The sequence below is a fragment of the Sphingobium jiangsuense genome (genome assembly GCF_014196495.1).
Lineage (GTDB): Bacteria > Pseudomonadota > Alphaproteobacteria > Sphingomonadales > Sphingomonadaceae > Sphingobium > Sphingobium jiangsuense.
The window spans coordinates 325229-342144 of sequence record NZ_JACIDT010000001.1; the positions used below are offsets into that span (position 1 = coordinate 325229).

The 16916-nt window shown below is 67.6% G+C and carries 13 protein-coding genes and 1 tRNA gene; 4 read left to right on the forward strand and 10 right to left on the reverse strand.

All coding sequences use genetic code 11. The annotated features are described in order from the left end of the window. Positions 1 to 167: 167 nt before the first annotated feature. From GGR43_RS01560 to GGR43_RS01580, 5 genes are all read right to left on the reverse strand, one after another. A complete protein-coding gene (locus GGR43_RS01560) occupies positions 168 to 1865 on the reverse strand; it encodes a DUF6538 domain-containing protein (protein WP_188070175.1) in 1698 nt (565 codons plus the stop codon). 11 nt (positions 1866 to 1876) lie between these two features. After that, positions 1877 to 1951, reverse strand: a tRNA-Glu gene (locus GGR43_RS01565). A gap of 259 nt (positions 1952 to 2210) precedes the next feature. Continuing rightward, a complete protein-coding gene (locus GGR43_RS01570; protein WP_188070176.1) occupies positions 2211 to 3584 on the reverse strand; it encodes a class II 3-deoxy-7-phosphoheptulonate synthase in 1374 nt (457 codons plus the stop codon). Between the two features lie 241 nt (positions 3585 to 3825). Beyond that, positions 3826 to 4701, reverse strand: coding sequence for an arylamine N-acetyltransferase family protein (locus GGR43_RS01575; protein ID WP_188070177.1), 876 nt, complete (start codon positions 4699 to 4701; stop codon positions 3826 to 3828). Positions 4702 to 4717: 16 nt separating this feature from the next. Next, complete coding sequence (locus tag GGR43_RS01580) at positions 4718 to 5290, reverse strand: DUF3617 domain-containing protein (RefSeq protein WP_188070178.1); 573 nt, start codon at positions 5288 to 5290, stop codon at positions 4718 to 4720. Between the two features lie 70 nt (positions 5291 to 5360). Between GGR43_RS01580 and uvrB the strand changes: the two genes are divergently transcribed. The 3 genes from uvrB to GGR43_RS01595 all read left to right on the forward strand — a co-directional run bounded on the left by uvrB (position 5361) and on the right by GGR43_RS01595 (position 9115). Next, positions 5361 to 7544, forward strand: a complete 2184-nt coding sequence (gene uvrB / locus GGR43_RS01585; protein ID WP_188070179.1) for an excinuclease ABC subunit UvrB — start codon at positions 5361 to 5363, stop codon at positions 7542 to 7544. A gap of 93 nt (positions 7545 to 7637) precedes the next feature. Continuing rightward, positions 7638 to 8456 (forward strand): class I SAM-dependent methyltransferase, encoded by an 819-nt coding sequence (locus tag GGR43_RS01590; RefSeq protein WP_246343262.1) that lies wholly within the window; start codon positions 7638 to 7640, stop codon positions 8454 to 8456. Between the two features lie 77 nt (positions 8457 to 8533). After that, positions 8534 to 9115: a hypothetical protein gene (locus GGR43_RS01595; RefSeq protein ID WP_246343263.1), complete on the forward strand. Its 582-nt coding sequence runs from the start codon at positions 8534 to 8536 to the stop codon at positions 9113 to 9115. A gap of 1117 nt (positions 9116 to 10232) precedes the next feature. Here the strand turns inward: GGR43_RS01595 and GGR43_RS01600 are convergent. Further along, on the reverse strand, positions 10233 to 10433 hold the full coding sequence (locus tag GGR43_RS01600; protein ID WP_188070180.1) for a hypothetical protein: 201 nt from the start codon (positions 10431 to 10433) through the stop codon (positions 10233 to 10235). A 259-nt stretch (positions 10434 to 10692) separates the two neighbouring features. Here GGR43_RS01600 and GGR43_RS01605 point away from each other — a divergent pair, with 259 nt between their 5' ends. Next, positions 10693 to 11352 (forward strand): peptidylprolyl isomerase, encoded by a 660-nt coding sequence (locus GGR43_RS01605; protein WP_188070181.1) that lies wholly within the window; start codon positions 10693 to 10695, stop codon positions 11350 to 11352. Between the two features lie 10 nt (positions 11353 to 11362). Here the strand turns inward: GGR43_RS01605 and GGR43_RS01610 are convergent, their stop codons facing one another. The 4 genes from GGR43_RS01610 to GGR43_RS01625 all read right to left on the reverse strand — a co-directional run bounded on the left by GGR43_RS01610 (position 11363) and on the right by GGR43_RS01625 (position 16881). Beyond that, positions 11363 to 12460, reverse strand: coding sequence for an FUSC family protein (locus GGR43_RS01610; protein WP_188070182.1), 1098 nt, complete (start codon positions 12458 to 12460; stop codon positions 11363 to 11365). Positions 12461 to 12692: 232 nt separating this feature from the next. After that, positions 12693 to 15077, reverse strand: a complete 2385-nt coding sequence (locus GGR43_RS01615) for an FtsK/SpoIIIE family DNA translocase (protein ID WP_188070183.1) — start codon at positions 15075 to 15077, stop codon at positions 12693 to 12695. A gap of 86 nt (positions 15078 to 15163) precedes the next feature. Then, positions 15164 to 16060: a DMT family transporter gene (locus GGR43_RS01620; protein ID WP_188070184.1), complete on the reverse strand. Its 897-nt coding sequence runs from the start codon at positions 16058 to 16060 to the stop codon at positions 15164 to 15166. After that, entirely contained in the window at positions 16057 to 16881 is an 825-nt protein-coding gene (locus tag GGR43_RS01625) for a nucleotidyltransferase family protein (RefSeq protein WP_188070185.1), read from the reverse strand. The genes GGR43_RS01620 and GGR43_RS01625 overlap by 4 nt, the downstream gene beginning before the upstream one ends. Positions 16882 to 16916: the final 35 nt, after the last annotated feature.

Sequence of the window (16916 nt, forward strand, 5' to 3'; positions counted from 1 at the left end):
CGCCGGGGGTAGTGTCGCTGGTGATAGTCAGCGTCGGGGTTCCGGCGTTCCCGAAGGCCCTCGCCCTGCAAGGCGGGGGCTTTCTCTTTTAGGTTGGGCAACTCACTGCGCCCGTGCAACGGATTGCTGAAAGGCCGGGACGGTTTTTATCCCGACCCCGGCAGCGACTAGGCGGCGGGGGGTGCGGGCAGGGTCACGCCCACGGCCTTCACCTTCGCCATGCCCTCGACAAGCTGGAACAGGGAATAGCCGTTCCCATAGTCGTCGGCCACGTCCTCGCCGCTATGGCCCATAATCTGGCGCGCAACGCCTTCGGGCAGGCCACAATGCCGGGCTGCGTCCTTGAAGGTGTGGCGAAAGCTATGGAACACCTTGCGCTTGTCGGTGATGCCGATGGTGCCGCGCATGTAACCGCTCCACCATTCGCCCCACTTGTTGCCCAGCTTCCCATAAGCTCCCGGCTTCAGCAGGTGGAATAGGCGGGCATGGCCAGCGTCCTGCTGGGCCTTCGCGAAGGCGATGAAGCCAAGTTCCTCCAGCACGGGGTGCACAGGGACAAGGCGTTCGCTGCCTGCGGTCTTGACGCTGGTGCCGTCTTCGCCGTCCACTTCCACAATCGTGATGAACCAGCCTTGCCGGGTCTGGCCATCGCCATCGGCATAGGTGTGCTGCGCCACGTCATGGGGACGAAGCTGGGCCATTTCCTCCAGACGCGCCCCGCTGAACAAGGCAAGCAAGGGGAGCCAATAGGATGCTTCCCCACGCCCGCGAAGGGGACGGTCGCCTTCGGCATGAACGGGACCGGCAAAGATCGCGTTCAGGTCGTTGGTGTCGAAGGGCTGGCGTTTGTCCTTGCTCTTCTTCGGCACCTTGATGGTGATGCCCTTGGCGGGGTTCGCGGCAAGGTGCCCGTTCTCGGTGGCCCAGCCCAGCACGGTGTTGAGACGGCTTAGCCGGGTCTTGATGTTGGCGGGGCTTTGGCCGTCCGCGATCATCGCGGCCTTGTAGGTCAGCACATCCGCCCGCGTGATGTCGCCCACGGCCTTCGGGCCGGTGTGGGCAAGGAACTTGCGAGCTTCGCTCCGGCAACTGTCCACCGCCTTTTGCGAAGGTTTCCGCTCTGCTGCCCAGCCGTCCACAATATCGGTGTCGAGAGCGGCCACGCTGGCGGGGGTGGAAGGCTGCGCGGCGGGATCAAATGCGGCATCGTGGAAGGCGGTGCCGTTTTCATTGGTGAGCCGCCCGATATGGCGACGGGTGACTTCCACCAAGCCCCGCCGCACGATCTCCGCGAACTGCGCGACAAGCGCGGCGTCGGTCAGGTCTGCCCCATGGGCATGGGCAATGCGGTCGGTCGCGGTTGCCACGAACTCATCCTGTCGGGGGTCGCCCGGATTGGTCAGGATGCCAAGCTGAACTTGTGCATCCTCGACCATATCGGCCAGTTGCCGCTTGTCGGCGGGAGGGGACAAGGCCAGCCGTTCGGACGCCTTGCGGTCCATCTCTTCCACCGTCTCCCGCACATAGGCGGTGAGGGTGTCCAGCGATACGGACATGCGGCCAGTGCCGGGCTTGATGCCCTTTTCCGCTTCCCGGAACATTGCTTCGGTGCGGGCGTCCTCCATTGTGCGGCGGCGGCGCGCTTCCTTGGGGCTATCAGTGCCCAGCGCACGGCGAACAAACTTTTTGCCGACTGTCTCGACAAGGTGCAGCGGCACGCGCCGGTGATAGTGGTAAGTGTCGCCGCGCTTCAGCAGCCGTTGCATATCAGCCATCTTTTCCATGCCTCTTTGTATCACAGAATTGTGACCAGTGGGCACGTCTAAATGTCTGAAAACCGCCGTTTCTGCCCAATTCCGGGACATTCGGCGGGTTATGGTGACCCCTACGGGAATCGAACCCGTGTTTCAGCCGTGAGAGGGCCGCGTCCTGACCGCTAGACGAAGGGGCCATGGGCGCGTGGCGCCCCGGTGGGTTCGCCCTTAACGGGTCGGTCCGCAAGAATCAAGCGTTCAGGCGACAAGCGTGTCTTTGCCGCGCATTTCCTTCGCCTGCCGTAGCCGGGATGCAGGGCCCACACCGCCCCGTCCGCCCCTTCCCCACGGCAAGGGATGCCCGCGCCTCCTCTGCCCGTTTCCGAACGAAAAATGCCGGGGCGCGCATCGGCGTGCCCCGGCATCTCCATCCTATCGCTCTTCGCCGGCGGGCGATCAGGCCGCGGCCCTGCGCCGTTCCGCCAGTTCGTCGTTCAGCATCTCGGCCAGCAGGAACGCCAGTTCCAGCGATTGCGCGGCATTGAGGCGCGGGTCGCAATGGGTGTGGTAGCGGTCCGCCAGCCCCTCGTCGGTAATGGCGATCGCGCCGCCGGTGCACTCGGTCACGTTCTGGCCGGTCATCTCGGCATGGATGCCGCCCGCGAAGCTGCCCTCGGCGCGATGCACCGCGAAGAAGCCGCGCACCTCGGCCAGGATGCGCTCGAACGGGCGCGTCTTGTAGCCGTTGGCCGCCTTGACGACATTGCCGTGCATCGGATCGCACGACCACAGCACCGGATGCCCCTCGCGCTGCACCGCCCGCACCAGCTTGGGCAGGCCCGTCTCGATCTTGTCATGGCCGTAGCGGGTGATGAGCGTCATGCGCCCCTCGGCCCGCTGCGGGTTCAACAGGTCGAGCATGCGCAGCAGCGCGTCCGGCTCCAGCGAGGGACCGCATTTGATGCCGATCGGGTTGCCGATGCCGCGCAGATATTCGACATGGGCCGACCCTTCGAAGCGGGTGCGGTCGCCGATCCACAGCATGTGCGCGGACGTGTCGTACCAGTCGCCGGTCAGCGAATCCTGCCGCGTCAGCGCCTGCTCATAGGGCAGCAGCAGCGCCTCGTGGCTGGTGTAGAAGCTCGTCGCCTTCAACTGCGGCACGGTGTCGGCGTCGATGCCGCACGCCTTCATGAAGTCCAGCGCCTCGCCGATGCGGTCGGCGGTCTCGCTGAACTTCTTCGCCCACGGGCTGCGGCCCATGAACTCCAGCGTCCAGCGATGCACCTGATGCAGGTTCGCATAGCCGCCCTGCGCGAAGGCGCGCAGCAGGTTGAGCGTCGCCGCCGCCTGGTTATAGGCCTGCACCATGCGCTGCGGGTCGGGCTCCCGCCCTTCGGGGGTGAAGGCGATGTCGTTGATGATGTCGCCGCGATAGCTCGGCAGTTCGCGGCTGCCGATGGTTTCGGTCGGCGCGGAGCGCGGCTTGGCGAACTGGCCCGCCATGCGGCCGACCTTGACGATCGGAAGCTTCGAGGCAAAGGTCAGCACCACCGCCATCTGCAACAGCACGCGGAAGGTATCGCGGATGTTGTTCGGGTGGAACTCGGCGAAGCTTTCCGCGCAGTCGCCACCCTGAAGCAGGAACGCCTCGCCGCGCTGCACCTTGGCCAGTTCCGCCTGCAACGCGCGCGATTCGCCCGCAAAGACCAGCGGCGGATAGCTGGAAAGCTGCTTCTCCGCTGCGGCAAGCGCCGCGGCATCGCGATATTCGGGCATTTGCAGCCCTTCCTTGTCCCGCCAACTGTCGGGCGTCCAATTCGCCGCCACCGTATCACTCCTGTCCTGCGCGCGGTCCGCCGCGCGCCTCTTGCACGAAATTCCCTCTGGCCAAGTCCCCTATGGAGAGTCCGCCATCAAGGCAAGCCCCGCCCTCTTGCGGGAGCCACAATCATACGCCTGTCCCGATCGCCGGGAAAGCGGACTCTTCCGATCACTGTGATCGACCGCGAGGGCCGCCGCATATGGAGATGCGCCGCCGCCATGCAAGGGCGGACGGGCGCCGCGGCCTTCAGAAGGCGTGGAGGCGGGTGGCCTCTTCCCCATCCAGCGCCATGCCGAAATGGTCCGCCAGCGCCCGGCGGAAGGCGGCGGGCGTTTCCAGCATTGCCTCGCCGGTCCCGCGCGCATCGCGCAGGCGCAGGCGGTTGCCGATCAGCGAGGCGAAGCCGTCGCCGGTGATGCGGTGGACCATCAGCAGGCTGGTGAAGCGCGTGCCGGGGCGGGTCGAGGTCCAGTGATTGCCCATCTCCATGTCCACCGGAAAGACGGGATGCTCGGTAAAGCTGTATTGCGGCTGCCAGCGCGCGGCCTCCTCCGCCGTCACCTCGGTGTAGGAAGGCGCGCCCAGGCGGGCGAGCAGCCAGCCATGATCGGGATCGCGCGTCAGGCGGAAGCGGACGCCGTCCGGCCCGGCCTCGCTTTCCCCTTCGGCCAGCGGCAGCGGCGGCGTCAGGCTGCCGCCGAAGCCGACATCGGCGATCCACGGCCGCCCGTCCAGCGTCACCAGTTCGAGTTGATGCGTGCGCGGCGGTACATCCCCCGCCTGCGCCCCCAGCCAGACTCGGCCCATCAGCGGCCGCCCGTGGAAACCCATCGCCGCCAGCGCCCGGTGGAACAGCGCGTTCTGCTCGAAGCAATAGCCGCCCCGGCGCCGATGGACGAGCTTGTCGAAGATCGCCTGGGGCGCAAGGCTGATCCCCCGCCCCAGCGCGATGTCGAGATTTTCGAACGGGATCGCCATGCGATGCGCGCGCACCAGCAGCGCCAGCCCCTCCAGCGACACCGGCGGCGGCGCGTCCAGCCCGATCCGGCCGAGATAGGCGGCCAGATCGAACCCCTCCGCCCGCGCGGGCGAGGAATCGGCAAGGGGAGGGGAAAACGTCATCTCCGGCGGCCGCGCCTCATCCGCCCGTCGCGGGGGAAGCCGGGCATTCGCCGATCCGCTTGCCGCTGGTGCGCATCTTCAGGTGCATGGTCATCGCCGAGGTCTGCGGCCCGCCCATCCCGGCGGCCTGCATTTCCATCGTCATCTGATAGCTGTCCGCCCCATAGCTGCCGTCGATGGCGATATCCGCCTTGCCCTTGCCGTCGGGGCTGAGGCAGGATACCGCGCCCTTGATCGCGCCGCCCGCCATTTCGAAGCCGCTATAGGTGCAGTTGCTGTCCTTCTGCGCGGTCAGGAAATCGGCGCTGGGATTGGCGGCCTGTTCGGGCGTGATGCAGGTCTTGACCGTGGTCTTGCGCCCCTTCATCGCGTCCATCGCTCCCGCCGGCATGCCTTCGGGCGCGCCCTCCAGCTTCACGTCGACGACCTCCTGCGTGGTTTCCCATTCGCCCGGCAACAGCGTGATCTTCTTCATTTCCGAGGCGACTTCCTCGGCGCTCTGGTTCCGGGCCGTCTCCGGTTCCTTGCCGCATGCCGCGAGCATCAGCACGGCGGAGCCCGCCAGCAATATCGGAAGCATCCTCATCATCCTGTCCTTTCGGCCTGTTCGCGGCATCACCTGTTGCGCCCGCCGGTCGGGACTACCATATCAAGGCCCCATGTCCATCCAGATCCGCACCACGCTAGAGGAACCGGAAACCGGCCCGGCCTTCGTCCCCCACCGCCCGGCCCGCCCGGAAAAGGCGGAAGGCGGCCGGCCGTTCAGGCTCGTCAGCGACTATCAGCCCGCCGGCGACCAGCCCGCCGCCATCGCCGAGCTGGTCGCCGCCGCCGAAGAGGGGGAGCGCGATCAGGTGCTGCTGGGCGTCACCGGATCGGGCAAGACCTTCACCATGGCCAAGGTGATCGAGGCGGTGCAGCGCCCCGCGCTGGTGCTCGCCCCCAACAAGATATTGGCCGCGCAGCTTTACGGGGAGTTCAAGCATTTCTTCCCCGAAAACGCGGTCGAATATTTCGTTTCCTATTACGACTATTACCAGCCCGAAGCCTATGTGCCGCGCTCCGACACCTATATCGAGAAGGAGTCGAGCGTGAACGAGGCGATCGACCGGATGCGCCATTCGGCCACCCGGTCGCTGCTGGAGCGGGACGATGTGCTGATCGTCGCGTCGGTATCGTGCATCTACGGCATCGGCTCGGTCGAAACCTATTCGGCGATGACCTTCTCGCTCAAGAAGGGCGAGAGCGTCGACCAGCGCGAGATCATCCGCAAGCTGGTCGCCCTCCAGTACAAGCGCAACGACGCCGCCTTCGCGCGCGGCAATTTCCGCGTGCGGGGCGACAATCTGGAGATTTTCCCGTCCCACTATGAGGACAATGCCTGGCGCATCTCCTTCTTCGGCGACGAGATAGAGGAAATCTCCGAATTCGATCCGCTGACCGGCAAGACGGCCGCGAAGCTCGATTATGTGAAGGTCTTTCCCAACAGCCACCACGTCACCCCCGGCCCCACGCTCCAGCAGGCGATGGGGGCGATCCGCATGGAGCTGGCCGAACGGCTGAAGGAGCTGAACGCGCAGGGCAAGCTGCTGGAGGCGCAGCGGCTGGAGCAGCGCACCAATTTCGACCTGGAGATGATCGCGGCGACCGGCAGCTGCGCGGGGATCGAAAATTATTCCCGCTTCCTCACCGGCCGCCTGCCCGGCGAACCGCCGCCGACTTTGTTCGAATATCTGCCCGAAAATGCGCTGCTCTTCGTCGACGAAAGCCACCAGACCATTCCGCAGATCGGCGCGATGGCGCGCGGCGACCACCGGCGCAAGGTGACGCTGGCCGAATATGGCTTCCGCCTGCCCAGCTGCATCGACAACCGCCCGCTGCGCTTCAACGAATGGGACGCGATGCGCCCGCAGACGGTCAGCGTCTCGGCCACCCCCGGCTCGTGGGAGCTGGAGCAGACCGGCGGCGTCTTCACCGAGCAGGTGATCCGCCCGACCGGCCTCATCGACCCGCCGGTCGAGATCCGCCCGGTGGAGGACCAGGTGCAGGACCTGATCCACGAGGCGAAGCTGACGGCGGAGAAGGGCTATCGCACGCTCGTCACCACGCTGACCAAGCGCATGGCCGAGGACCTGACCGAATTCATGCACGAGGCGGGCATCCGCGTCCGCTACATGCATTCGGACGTCGAGACGCTGGAGCGCATCGAGCTGATCCGCGACCTGCGCCTCGGCGTCTATGACGTGCTGGTCGGCATCAACCTGCTGCGCGAGGGGCTGGACATTCCCGAATGCGGCCTCGTCGGCATATTGGATGCGGACAAGGAAGGCTTTCTGCGCTCCGAAACCTCGCTGATCCAGACCATCGGCCGCGCCGCGCGCAATGTCGACGGGCGCGTGATCCTCTATGCCGACCGCATGACCGGCAGCATGGAGCGGGCGCTGGGCGAAACCGGCCGCCGCCGCGAAAAGCAGATGGCCTATAACGAGGCGCACGGCATCACGCCCGAAACGGTGAAGAAGCATATCGGCGACATCATCGCCGACGTGTCCAGCCATGACAGCGTGACCATCGATATCGGCGAGGACGCGCCGCAGCATCTCGTCGGCCATAATCTGCGCGCCTATATCGAGGAGCTGGAAGGCAGGATGCGCGCCGCCGCCGCCGAGCTGGAGTTCGAGGAAGCCGCCCGCCTGCGCGACCAGATCAAGCAGCTGGAGGCGACCGAACTCGGCCTGCCCACCGATCAGCAGGTCGCCCGCCCCACCGGCCGCGCGACCGAGGGCAAGCCCGGCACGCGCAAGCTGCGCTACGGCAGGACGCAGCGTAAGGGCAAATTCTGATCGCGCCCGCAAGCGCCGCCCGCTCACACGGCGCTTGAGCCCGCGCGCGCATGCGGGCATGCTCCCCCCAATCGACATAAGATTGAGGAGAGAATGGCCATGCGTCCCCTGTCATTGCCCGCCGCCCTGCCGGCCTTGCTGCCAACCATATTGATCGCCGCGCTCGCGGCTCCCGCGCCCGCCGTGGCGGACCTGAGCCCGCTGGAAAAGGCGATGATCGTGATGGCGGCGGACCTTTCCGACGCGGTCGCCGCGCCCGGCCGCCCGGAAAGCGCGACCGCGCTCGACGCCAGCCGCAAGCCCGCCGAGGTGCTCGGTTTCCTCGGCCTGTCCAGCGGGATGAAGGCGGCGGATTTGATGACCGGGGGCGGCTATTGGGCGGAACTGATGGCCCGCGTGGTCGGCCCGCAGGGCCATGTCACCGCGTTCGAGCCGCTGCAATTCTACAGCGACAAGACCAAGGCCGAATGGCAGGCCCTGCTCGCGCGGCAGAAGGGCATCACGCTGCAAACCCATCCGCTGGAAGCCTTCACCGCCAGCCCGGAAAGCTTCGACTTCGCGATCATGAACACCACCTATCACGACCTCTACACCCAGTCGGAAAAGATGAAGATCCCGCGCATGAACCCGGATGATTTCGTCCGCACCCTCTATGCGGCGATGAAGCCGGGCGGGGTCGTCGGCGTGATCGACCATGTCGCCAGCCCCGGCGACACCCGCGCCATCGCCGAAAGCCTCCACCGCATCGACCCCGCCGTGGTGCGGGCCGATTTCGAGCGGGCGGGCTTCGTCACCGAAGGCGAGAGCGAAGTGCTGCGCAATGCGGAGGACGACCACAGCAAGATGGTGTTCGATCCGGCGATACGCGGCAAGACGGACCGCTTCCTGCTGAAATTCCGCAAGCCGCAATAAGGGCCTTTATGCCCCTGCCGGGCCGGTCCACCGATAAGGGGGTTGAGCGCGGCCATGGTCCGGGTCATAAGCGCGGGATGACCGCATCGACCACCGCATCGACCATGGTTCGCGCCGCCGCCGCATTGGGCGGGCTTCTGTTCCTCGCCAATTGCGTCGGCGCGCCGTCGCCCGCCCCGGAACAGCGCCCGGCCCCGCCGCCGCCTGCGACGCCCGCGCCCGCCCCGGTCGCGAAGGACTGGCGCGACTGGCCGGTCGCGCGCGGCGACTGGAGCTATCGCGCGATCGACGGCGGCACGCTCGCCAGCTTCGGCGAGCCGGGCCGGACGGCGCTGCTGGCGATCCGCTGCGAGCTGGCGACGCGCCGCCTTCATGTCGCACGCGCCACCGCCTCCGCCACGCGCCCCGGCGACCAGATGACCGTGCGCACCAGCTTCGGCGATTATCAATGGCCGGTGTCGGACATTCCCACCCTATCCAGCCCGGAGAAAGGCTCGACCGCGCCCTTCGCCATCGCCATACGCGCGGGCAACGACGCCGCGCTGGACCGGATCGCCTTCAGCCGGGGACGGTTCGCGATCGAGGCGCCGGGCGCCACGCCGCTTTCCGTGCCCGCCTGGGCCGAAGTGTCCCGCGTGATCGAGGATTGCCGGGGCTGAAGCGCTGAGCGCCCGAACGCCGGAAATTCCGCCCGGTTCGCCGCAATCCCGGCAGTCCGGACGACGCGGCGCATCGCCGCGAGCGCGTCTTTAAGAAGAGGGATGGGATTAAGCCCTTGTTGCGCCACGGCAATGGGACGAAACGCACCGGGGCGGGCTGCGGCGCGGACGAACAAGTATGATTCCAAAAAAGAAAATTACAAGCCTTGATCGCGCCGCCTCTTTGACTCACATATGAGTCGTGGCCGGTGGTTTTTCGGGCGTCTGGTCGAAAAAGGACACCTATCCGGGGCTTCCGGCGACGAACGGCTTCAACAGCGCGAAAGGAGGTGATCCGATGTCTCATGGTTCAGCAAGAGGGTCGGACAGGTCCATTCGGGGAATGCGCGGCTGAGCGACGGAGCAGCGTCGCCTTGCAGGACAGCGGCCCCGGCCGCCGGGTCATGACATAGCCCGGCCGCCGCGCCCGCCGGCAAGCCAGCGCGAACCACATTCCATCGAATATGGGGCAGCCTTTCCGGCCGCTGACCATGTCATGATGGGCCGTCGGAGCATGTCCATGCACCGGCGGCCCCTCTCATATGCGCGGCAGGGGGATGCGGCAAAGTTGGATTTGGGGTGTCTACCGTCACTCCGGCGTTGGGTCGCAGGCCATGGCCGCCGCCTCCTGAGATGCCAGCCTGCGCTGGCATGACGGGGAAGGGAAAGTTGAAAGTGCCCCATCCCCGTTCGGGCTGAGCCTGTCGAAGGTCTGTACTCTATTGGCCAGCATGCAGCTTGCACTCTGCTGGCGGCGGCGAGCGGGCGCTCGCATGACTTGCCCCTGTCGATGATTGAAATTCACGCGGAGGCGCGGAGCGGAAAGGCTGAGCCGCCGGCTTGCTCGCGCGTCGCATGGACCTGAGTGAAAGAGGAAAGCAGCGCAACAGCTTCGCGCCAGAACCTCCGCGTCTCCGCGCGAAATCCAGTGCGCGCGGCCCGGACGGGTCTCCTGCGTCCACCATCGGCCGCATCGCCATTTTTCGAATGGAAAAGATAAGGCAAGGCTTCGACAGGCTCAGCCCGAACGGCTTTTACCTAGATCGGGGAAATGGCCCGAAACAGCGCCGGCCGCCCCTCAGGACCGCTTGCGGCGGCGTTCCGGGCCGGTGTAGTTGGCGTCCGATCCGGCGACCCGGCGATCGTGCCGCACCAGCAGACGGCCGAGCTTGCCGGTCGACATATGCATTTCGTCGGCCACCGCCTCCAGCGAGCCCAGCTCTTCGTAACGACGCTTCAGCCGGGCGGTTTCTTCAAAAGAAATGGGTTTCCAGAACATAGCGCGCTCCGTGCTGACGACAGGGGCCGATTCTGCCGCAACAGGGTCAATAAATGGTAAACGCCCCTTGCCGGATCAGCGGTAATGGCGGCGCAGAGCGCCATCGCGGCTCCATCGGGCGAATAGCACCCCCTTCCCCGCGTTGCTCCAGAGCAGCGGCAGACTGGAGTGAACCCGCCCCTTCCAAATGTCCTTGCGCCCGCATTCCGCGAGCCGCCAGCTGTTCCAGCCGGCTCCAGAATGCTCTAAGGGAGGCCGCATGGCCGCCCGTTTCCCTGCTTTCCTGCTGCTCGCCCTGCTGCTGTTCCGCCCCCTTTCCGCCCCGGCGCAGCCCGCGAACAGGCCAGTGCCGGGTCATGTCCGCGTGGAACTGGTGACGTCGATGGGCAGCATCACCGTCGCGCTCGACACGCGGCGCGCGCCCCGGACCAGCGCCAATTTCCTCGCCTATGTCGATGACGGGCGGCTCGACGGCACCAGCTTCTATCGCGCGGCGCGGCGCAAGGCCGATCCGAAGCTGGGCTATATCCAGGGCGGCATCCGCACCAATCTGCGCCGCGCGCTGCCGCCCATCCCGCTGGAGCCGACCGACGCGACCGGCATCCGCCATCTCGACGCCACCATATCGATGGCGCGGCAGGACCGACCCGATTCGGCGACCGGCAACTTCATCCTGACCGTGGGGCCGACGCCCTATATGGATGCCTCCGGCGATTATCGGGGCTATGCCGCGTTCGGGCGGGTGGTCGCGGGCATGGACGTGGTGAAGCGCATCCTCGCCCTGCCGAGCGGCGGCGGCGAAGGACAGATGAAGGGGCAGATGATCCTGAAGCCGGTCACGCTGATCCGCGCCAAACGGCTGGACGGAACGCCGCGCCCCAGCGGCAGGCCAAAGGCCTGGCTGCTGTGGGAGAAATAGAAAGAGGCGGCTAATCCCCGCCCGGCCGGTCGTGCAGCAGGCCGAGGCGGAACAGCCCGCGCCGTATCATGAGCCGCCAGCCGGGCGTGTGCAGGCACAGCGCGCCCGACAGGCCGATCATCGCGCCGACGATGGTGTCGATCAGCCGCGCCGCCATCAGCGCGCCTGCTCCGTCCGTCGCCGGATGGCTGGTCTCGGCGAGGATCAGCGTCAGCGGCGTGAAGAAGATGGCGGCAAAGGCATAATGGCGCACCACCACGGTCTCGATGATGAAGGTCAGCAATATGATCGCCGCCGCGATGGTCCAGAGATCATGGATGAACGGCAGCAGCAGCCAGGTGACGCCCAGTCCTATGAAGGTGCCGACAATGCGGTGGACGTTACGGGTCCACGACGCGCGCAGCGTCACGCCCTGCATGATCGCAAGGCAGCTGACCGGCACCCAATAGGGCCTCGGCAGGTCGAGCAGCAGCGCGATCAGCAGCGACAGGGCGACGAAGAACCCGGCTATCAGCGCATCCGTCACCCCATCGTCCCGGTCCGCCGCCGGGCGCAGCACCGGCCGCACATCCTGCCGCCGGACCGTCAGCGCGCTGTAGACGATGGCGACGCCGCACGCCCATAGCGCGCCGAACGCGAAATAGCCGATATTGCGGAACGCATGCGCCATATCCAGCGGGGTGAAGGCCGCGACGGCCGCCGACAGCACGATGAACAGCGGGCCGGGCGGCGCGAGCGAATAGGCCTTGCAGAACAGCATGGCGAGCACCGCGACGATCCAGATCAGCGGGATCGCCGCGCCCGGCACCATCGCCGCCATCAGCCCCACCGCATAGCCCGACAGCATCGCGAAGGCGCAGGCCATCATCACCGGAATCCGCTGGAACAGCCCCACCGGGGGCAGGTAGAGGAAGGCCAGCCCGGCGATCGCGCCCAGCGCCCCCAGCGCGGCCTGCCCGGTCGCCGCGCCGAACAGCATCGGCCCGCCGCTCGCCAGCGCGGCGGCGAAGGGCAGCTGCCACGACCGGTCGCTCCGCTGCAACGTGACCAGCAGCGCCAGTTCCTTGCCGATCCGCGATCGCAGCGCCTTCCAATCCAACCCGGTCATGCGCCGCTGGTCGCATGAGTTGGAGGAGGAGGCAATATCAAAGGTGCTTATGCCGTGGGCGGCGCGCATCATGGCCTACGACCCCAGCCTGCGCTGGGGTGACGATTAAGGTGGAGGTTCGCCGGCCACTCGGAACCGGGCGTCCCGCAAGCGGGCATGCAAGTTGCAGGCCCATCTCAATCGGGCGTCCCATGCGGGAGCCTAGTCCGGGGCGGTGGCCGGTGCAGCGCTCCTAGACCGGATTCCCCGTCTCGTCGCGCAGCACCTCGCGGCGGCCGACATGGTTGGGCGCGCCGACCAGCCCTTCCTCCTCCATCCGCTCGATCAGGCGGGCGGCGCTGTTGTAGCCGATGCGCAATTGCCGCTGGAGCCAGCTGGTCGAGGCCTTCTGGTTCTCGAACACCAGCTGGCACGCCTTGCGATAGAGGCGGGCGTCCGGGCTGTCGTCGCCCAGCTCCGCGCCTTCGAGCGCGAAGCCGCCATCCTCCGGCTCCTCGGTGACGGCGGAGATATAGTCGGGCGAGCCCTGCGCGCGCCAGTGGTCGGCGACCGCGCGCACCTCGTCGTCGGACACGAACGGGCCGTGCACGCGCATCAGACCCTTGCCGCCCGCCATATAGAGCATATCGCCCTTGCCCAGCAGCTGCTCCGCGCCCTGCTCGCCGAGAATGGTGCGGCTGTCGATCTTGCTCGTCACGAAGAAGCTGATGCGGGTCGGCAGGTTGGCCTTGATGACGCCGGTGATGACGTCGACCGAGGGGCGCTGCGTCGCGAGGATCAGGTGGATGCCCGCCGCGCGCGCCTTCTGCGCGAGCCGCTGGATCAGGAACTCGACCTCCTTGCCCGCCGTCATCATCAGGTCGGCCAGCTCGTCCACCACCACCACAATCTGCGGCAGCGGCTGGAAATCGAGCTGTTCCTCCTCATAGATGGGCTGATGCGTGTCGGGGTCGTAGCCGGTCTGCACCTTGCGCCCCAGCGGCTTGCCCTTGGCCTTGGCCGCGCGCACCTTCTCATTGAAATTCGCTAGGTTGCGCACCGAGATCGACGCCATCATGCGATAGCGGTCCTCCATCTGCTCCACCGCCCACTTGAGCGCGCGGATCGCCTTGGCCGGCTCCGTCACCACCGGCGAGAGCAGATGCGGGATGTCGTCATAGATGCTGAGTTCCAGCATCTTCGGGTCGATCATGATGAGGCGCAGATCATCCGGCGTCATCCGGTAGAGCAGCGACAATATCATGCAGTTGAGGCCGACCGACTTGCCCGACCCGGTGGTGCCCGCGATCAGCAGATGCGGCATCGGCGCGAGGTCGGCGACGATCGGCTCGCCGCTGATGTTCTTGCCGAGGATGATCGGCAGCTGCGCGGTCTGGTCGGCGAACGCCTCGCTGGCGATCAGCTCGCGCAGCACCACCGATTCCCGCTTGGCGTTGGGCAGTTCGATGCCCATCACCGTGCGGCCGGGAATGGTCGCCACGCGCGCGGACAGGGCCGACATGTTGCGGGCGATGTCGTCCGCCAGCTGAATGACGCGGCTCGCCTTGATGCCGGGGGCGGGTTCCAGCTCGTACATGGTGACGACCGGGCCGGGGCGCACCTCGGTCACATTGCCCTTCACATGGAAATCGTCGAGCACGCTTTCGAGCAGCCGGGCATTGCGCTCCAGCGCGGCCTTGTCGATCTTCTGCACCGAGCTGGGCGGCGCCTCGCCCAGCAGCTCGGGCGAGGGCAGCAGCGCGGCCCTGGCGCCATGGGCGAACAGATCCTCCTGCCTGGGCGCGGGGGCGCCCGCCGTCCTTTGCGGGGCGGCGGCCTGTTCGGGCGACTGGATGCGGATCGGCGGCTTGGGATCGGCCGACACCTGCGGGCGGCGGGTGGGCGAACGGCGGCTCTCGCCCGGCTCGTCGTCGTCGAGGTCGAAGTGCGGCCCCGCGCCCCGGTCGTCGTCCCTGTCCCGCCCCCGCTCGCGCCGAACGAACAGCGAGGAGACGGAGAAGCGCGGCAGGCGGAAGCCGGGGCGCTTGAGCGAGAGCAGCGGCCGCTCCAGCTGCCAGCTGCGATAGCAGGTCGTCGCGCCGACGAAGATGAACAGCGCGACCAGCGCCCATTCGACCCAGCGGTGCCAGCCCACCCCGGCCAGCTCGGTCAGCGCCAGCACCGGCGAGGACAGCAGCAGCGCGACGATGCCGCCGCGCCCGGCGGGCAGGCCCACAGGCGCGCCCGGCGCCAGCAGCGCGAGACCGAGGCCGATCAATATGATGCCGACCACCGCCAGCATGATCTGGCCGGGCCAGCCGTGCATGCGGTCGTCGATCCACAGCCGCCGCGCGAAGGTGGCGATCAGCGGCAACAGCATCACCACGCCCAGCCCCAGCAGCCAGAGCAGGAAATCGGCGGCGTAGCTGCCCGCAACGCCCATCATGTTGCGCGGCGGCCCGCCCGCGACGGTGTTCATCGACGGATCGCTGGCATGATAGCTGAGCAGCGCGAGCGCCAGAAACACGACGAGGATGCCGAGCGCGATCCCGCCCAACAGCTTGCCCGCGCGCATGAGGCTGCGTTTCAGCGTGATGCGCCAGTCCGAATTGCGCTTGGCCGATGCCCGGCTGGCCATGAGTGTCTTTCCCGATATTTCCTGATTTGTTCCGCGGCGCGACAATGCCCCGCGGGGGGACTCGCCGTCAAGGGCCGGTCGCCTTTTCAGGCGGTATCGCCTTCCACATGCGCGCCCAGATCCGGCCTTCGCCGCGTCGCGATGAGGCAGGCGAGGACGATCACCGCCGCGCCGGCCACCACCATGGGCGAGAGCCTTTCGCCGAACACCAGCCAGCCCAGCCCGGCCGCCCACAGGAAGGCGCTATATTCCAGCGGGATCAGCCGGGCGGCGGGCGCGCGGGCATAGGCCCAGGCGAGGCTGAGCTGCGAGGCGACCACCAGCGCGGTCGCCAGCAGCACCAGCAGCCATTCCTCCGCCGAGGGCCACACCGCCAGAAACGGCGCGAGCGGGGCGAACAGCACCAGCATCACCCCGTTCTGGCAGAAGCTCATCTCCACCGCGCCCGCCCGCTGCGCCAATTGCCGTTGCAGCACCAGATTATAGGCGAAGAGCACCGCCGATATCAGGATGCCGGCCGCGCCCTGCAGCGCACCGGCCTCATACTGCCCGGCCAGCCGGTCGGAAAGCACGAGGCCCACGCCCGCCAGCCCCAGCAGCGCCGAGACGATGGCGGCGCGTCCGACCGGCTCCTTGAGCAGCAGCGCGGCGAGGTAGAGCGCGATGATCGGCGCGACGAAGGACAGCGCGATCGCCTCGGCCAGCGGCAATTTCGTCAGCGACCAGAAGAAGGTCCAGCTCATCGCGGTGATGACCGCCCCGCGCCGGACATGCAGCAGCAGCACGGGGCGGGCGGGCAGGCGCGAGCGCGTCGCGGCCATCGCGCCGCCGCCCAGCAGCGCGCCGATCAGGCTGCGGAACAGCAGCGCGCTATAGGCGCCGATGCCCAGCGCCAGTTCCTTCATCGCCGCGTCCATGATCGAGAAAGTGCCCACGCCGATCAGGCAGACCAGCGGCGGGAGCAGCGAGGGACGGTCCGTCATGCCGTCCCGCGCGCGGCGATGATGCGTTCGATCAGTGCGATATCGTCGGGCTTGTCGGCGTCGATGCAGGCTTCCGCGACGGGCAGCGGCACGATCCGCGCCTCGCCCGCGCCCAGCCTGCGCCCCGCCGCCGCGATCGCCCGATGCACGCTCAGCAGCCGCAGCCCCGCGCCCAGCAGCAGCAGCGGACCGAAGGCGGAGACGATCTTCCACCCCTTCTTGCGGTCCTGCTCTATCTCCCGCCATTTGCGCAGCGCATTGGCCGCCCGTTCGCTGCCCAGCCAGAAGAGGTTCGCGCCCGACCACGCGCCGCCCCGGAATTTGAGCCAGGTCCGCCGCGATTGCGGATACGCCCGCACCAGCACCGCCCGCTCGACCATCGCGGCGGCGACATCTGCGCCCTGCGCGCCCGCGAGGAACGCATCGAGGATCGCGCCGTCGAGCAGCACATTGTCCGCCGTGGTGACGAGCGCGGGCAGGCGCGCGTCCTCGCCCGCCATCCAGTCGAGCAGCGACTGGCTGATTCCGCTGCCGCTGTCGACGAAGCGGATGCGCGGCTCCGCGCGCAGCCAGGCGGTCTGCGGATGGTCGGCGAGGCTCTCCGCCCGCTGCGCCATGACGACGACTTCGCCGATCGCCGGATGGGCGAGCAGGGCGCGGGCGACATGGTCGATCATCGGCCGCCCGGCGACGGGAACCAGCGCCTTGGTCGCGACCCCCGCCGCCTGCGCCAGCGGATCGACGCCCGGACGGCTGCCCGCAAGGACGATCGCGGGCAGGAGGGGCTGGCAGGCGGCGGGGGCGCGATTATCCTTGGGCATGGCGCTCCATAACCGGGAAAAAGCCGGGGCGCACG

What these genes read in the sequence shown, in the direction of transcription:
- GGR43_RS01560 (WP_188070175.1), bottom strand. Translation starts at nt 1,865, where the DNA reads ATGTCCCGGAATTGGGCAGAAACGGCGGTTTTCAGACATTTAGACGTG.
- GGR43_RS01575 (WP_188070177.1), bottom strand. Translation starts at nt 4,701, where the DNA reads ATGACGTTTTCCCCTCCCCTTGCCGATTCCTCGCCCGCGCGGGCGGAG.
- GGR43_RS01580 (WP_188070178.1), bottom strand. Translation starts at nt 5,290, where the DNA reads ATGATGAGGATGCTTCCGATATTGCTGGCGGGCTCCGCCGTGCTGATG.
- uvrB (WP_188070179.1), top strand. Translation starts at nt 5,361, where the DNA reads ATGTCCATCCAGATCCGCACCACGCTAGAGGAACCGGAAACCGGCCCG.
- GGR43_RS01590 (WP_246343262.1), top strand. Translation starts at nt 7,638, where the DNA reads ATGGCCATGCGTCCCCTGTCATTGCCCGCCGCCCTGCCGGCCTTGCTG.
- GGR43_RS01595 (WP_246343263.1), top strand. Translation starts at nt 8,534, where the DNA reads ATGACCGCATCGACCACCGCATCGACCATGGTTCGCGCCGCCGCCGCA.
- GGR43_RS01600 (WP_188070180.1), bottom strand. Translation starts at nt 10,433, where the DNA reads ATGTTCTGGAAACCCATTTCTTTTGAAGAAACCGCCCGGCTGAAGCGT.
- GGR43_RS01605 (WP_188070181.1), top strand. Translation starts at nt 10,693, where the DNA reads ATGGCCGCCCGTTTCCCTGCTTTCCTGCTGCTCGCCCTGCTGCTGTTC.
- GGR43_RS01610 (WP_188070182.1), bottom strand. Translation starts at nt 12,460, where the DNA reads ATGACCGGGTTGGATTGGAAGGCGCTGCGATCGCGGATCGGCAAGGAA.
- GGR43_RS01615 (WP_188070183.1), bottom strand. Translation starts at nt 15,077, where the DNA reads ATGGCCAGCCGGGCATCGGCCAAGCGCAATTCGGACTGGCGCATCACG.
- GGR43_RS01620 (WP_188070184.1), bottom strand. Translation starts at nt 16,060, where the DNA reads ATGACGGACCGTCCCTCGCTGCTCCCGCCGCTGGTCTGCCTGATCGGC.
- GGR43_RS01625 (WP_188070185.1), bottom strand. Translation starts at nt 16,881, where the DNA reads ATGCCCAAGGATAATCGCGCCCCCGCCGCCTGCCAGCCCCTCCTGCCC.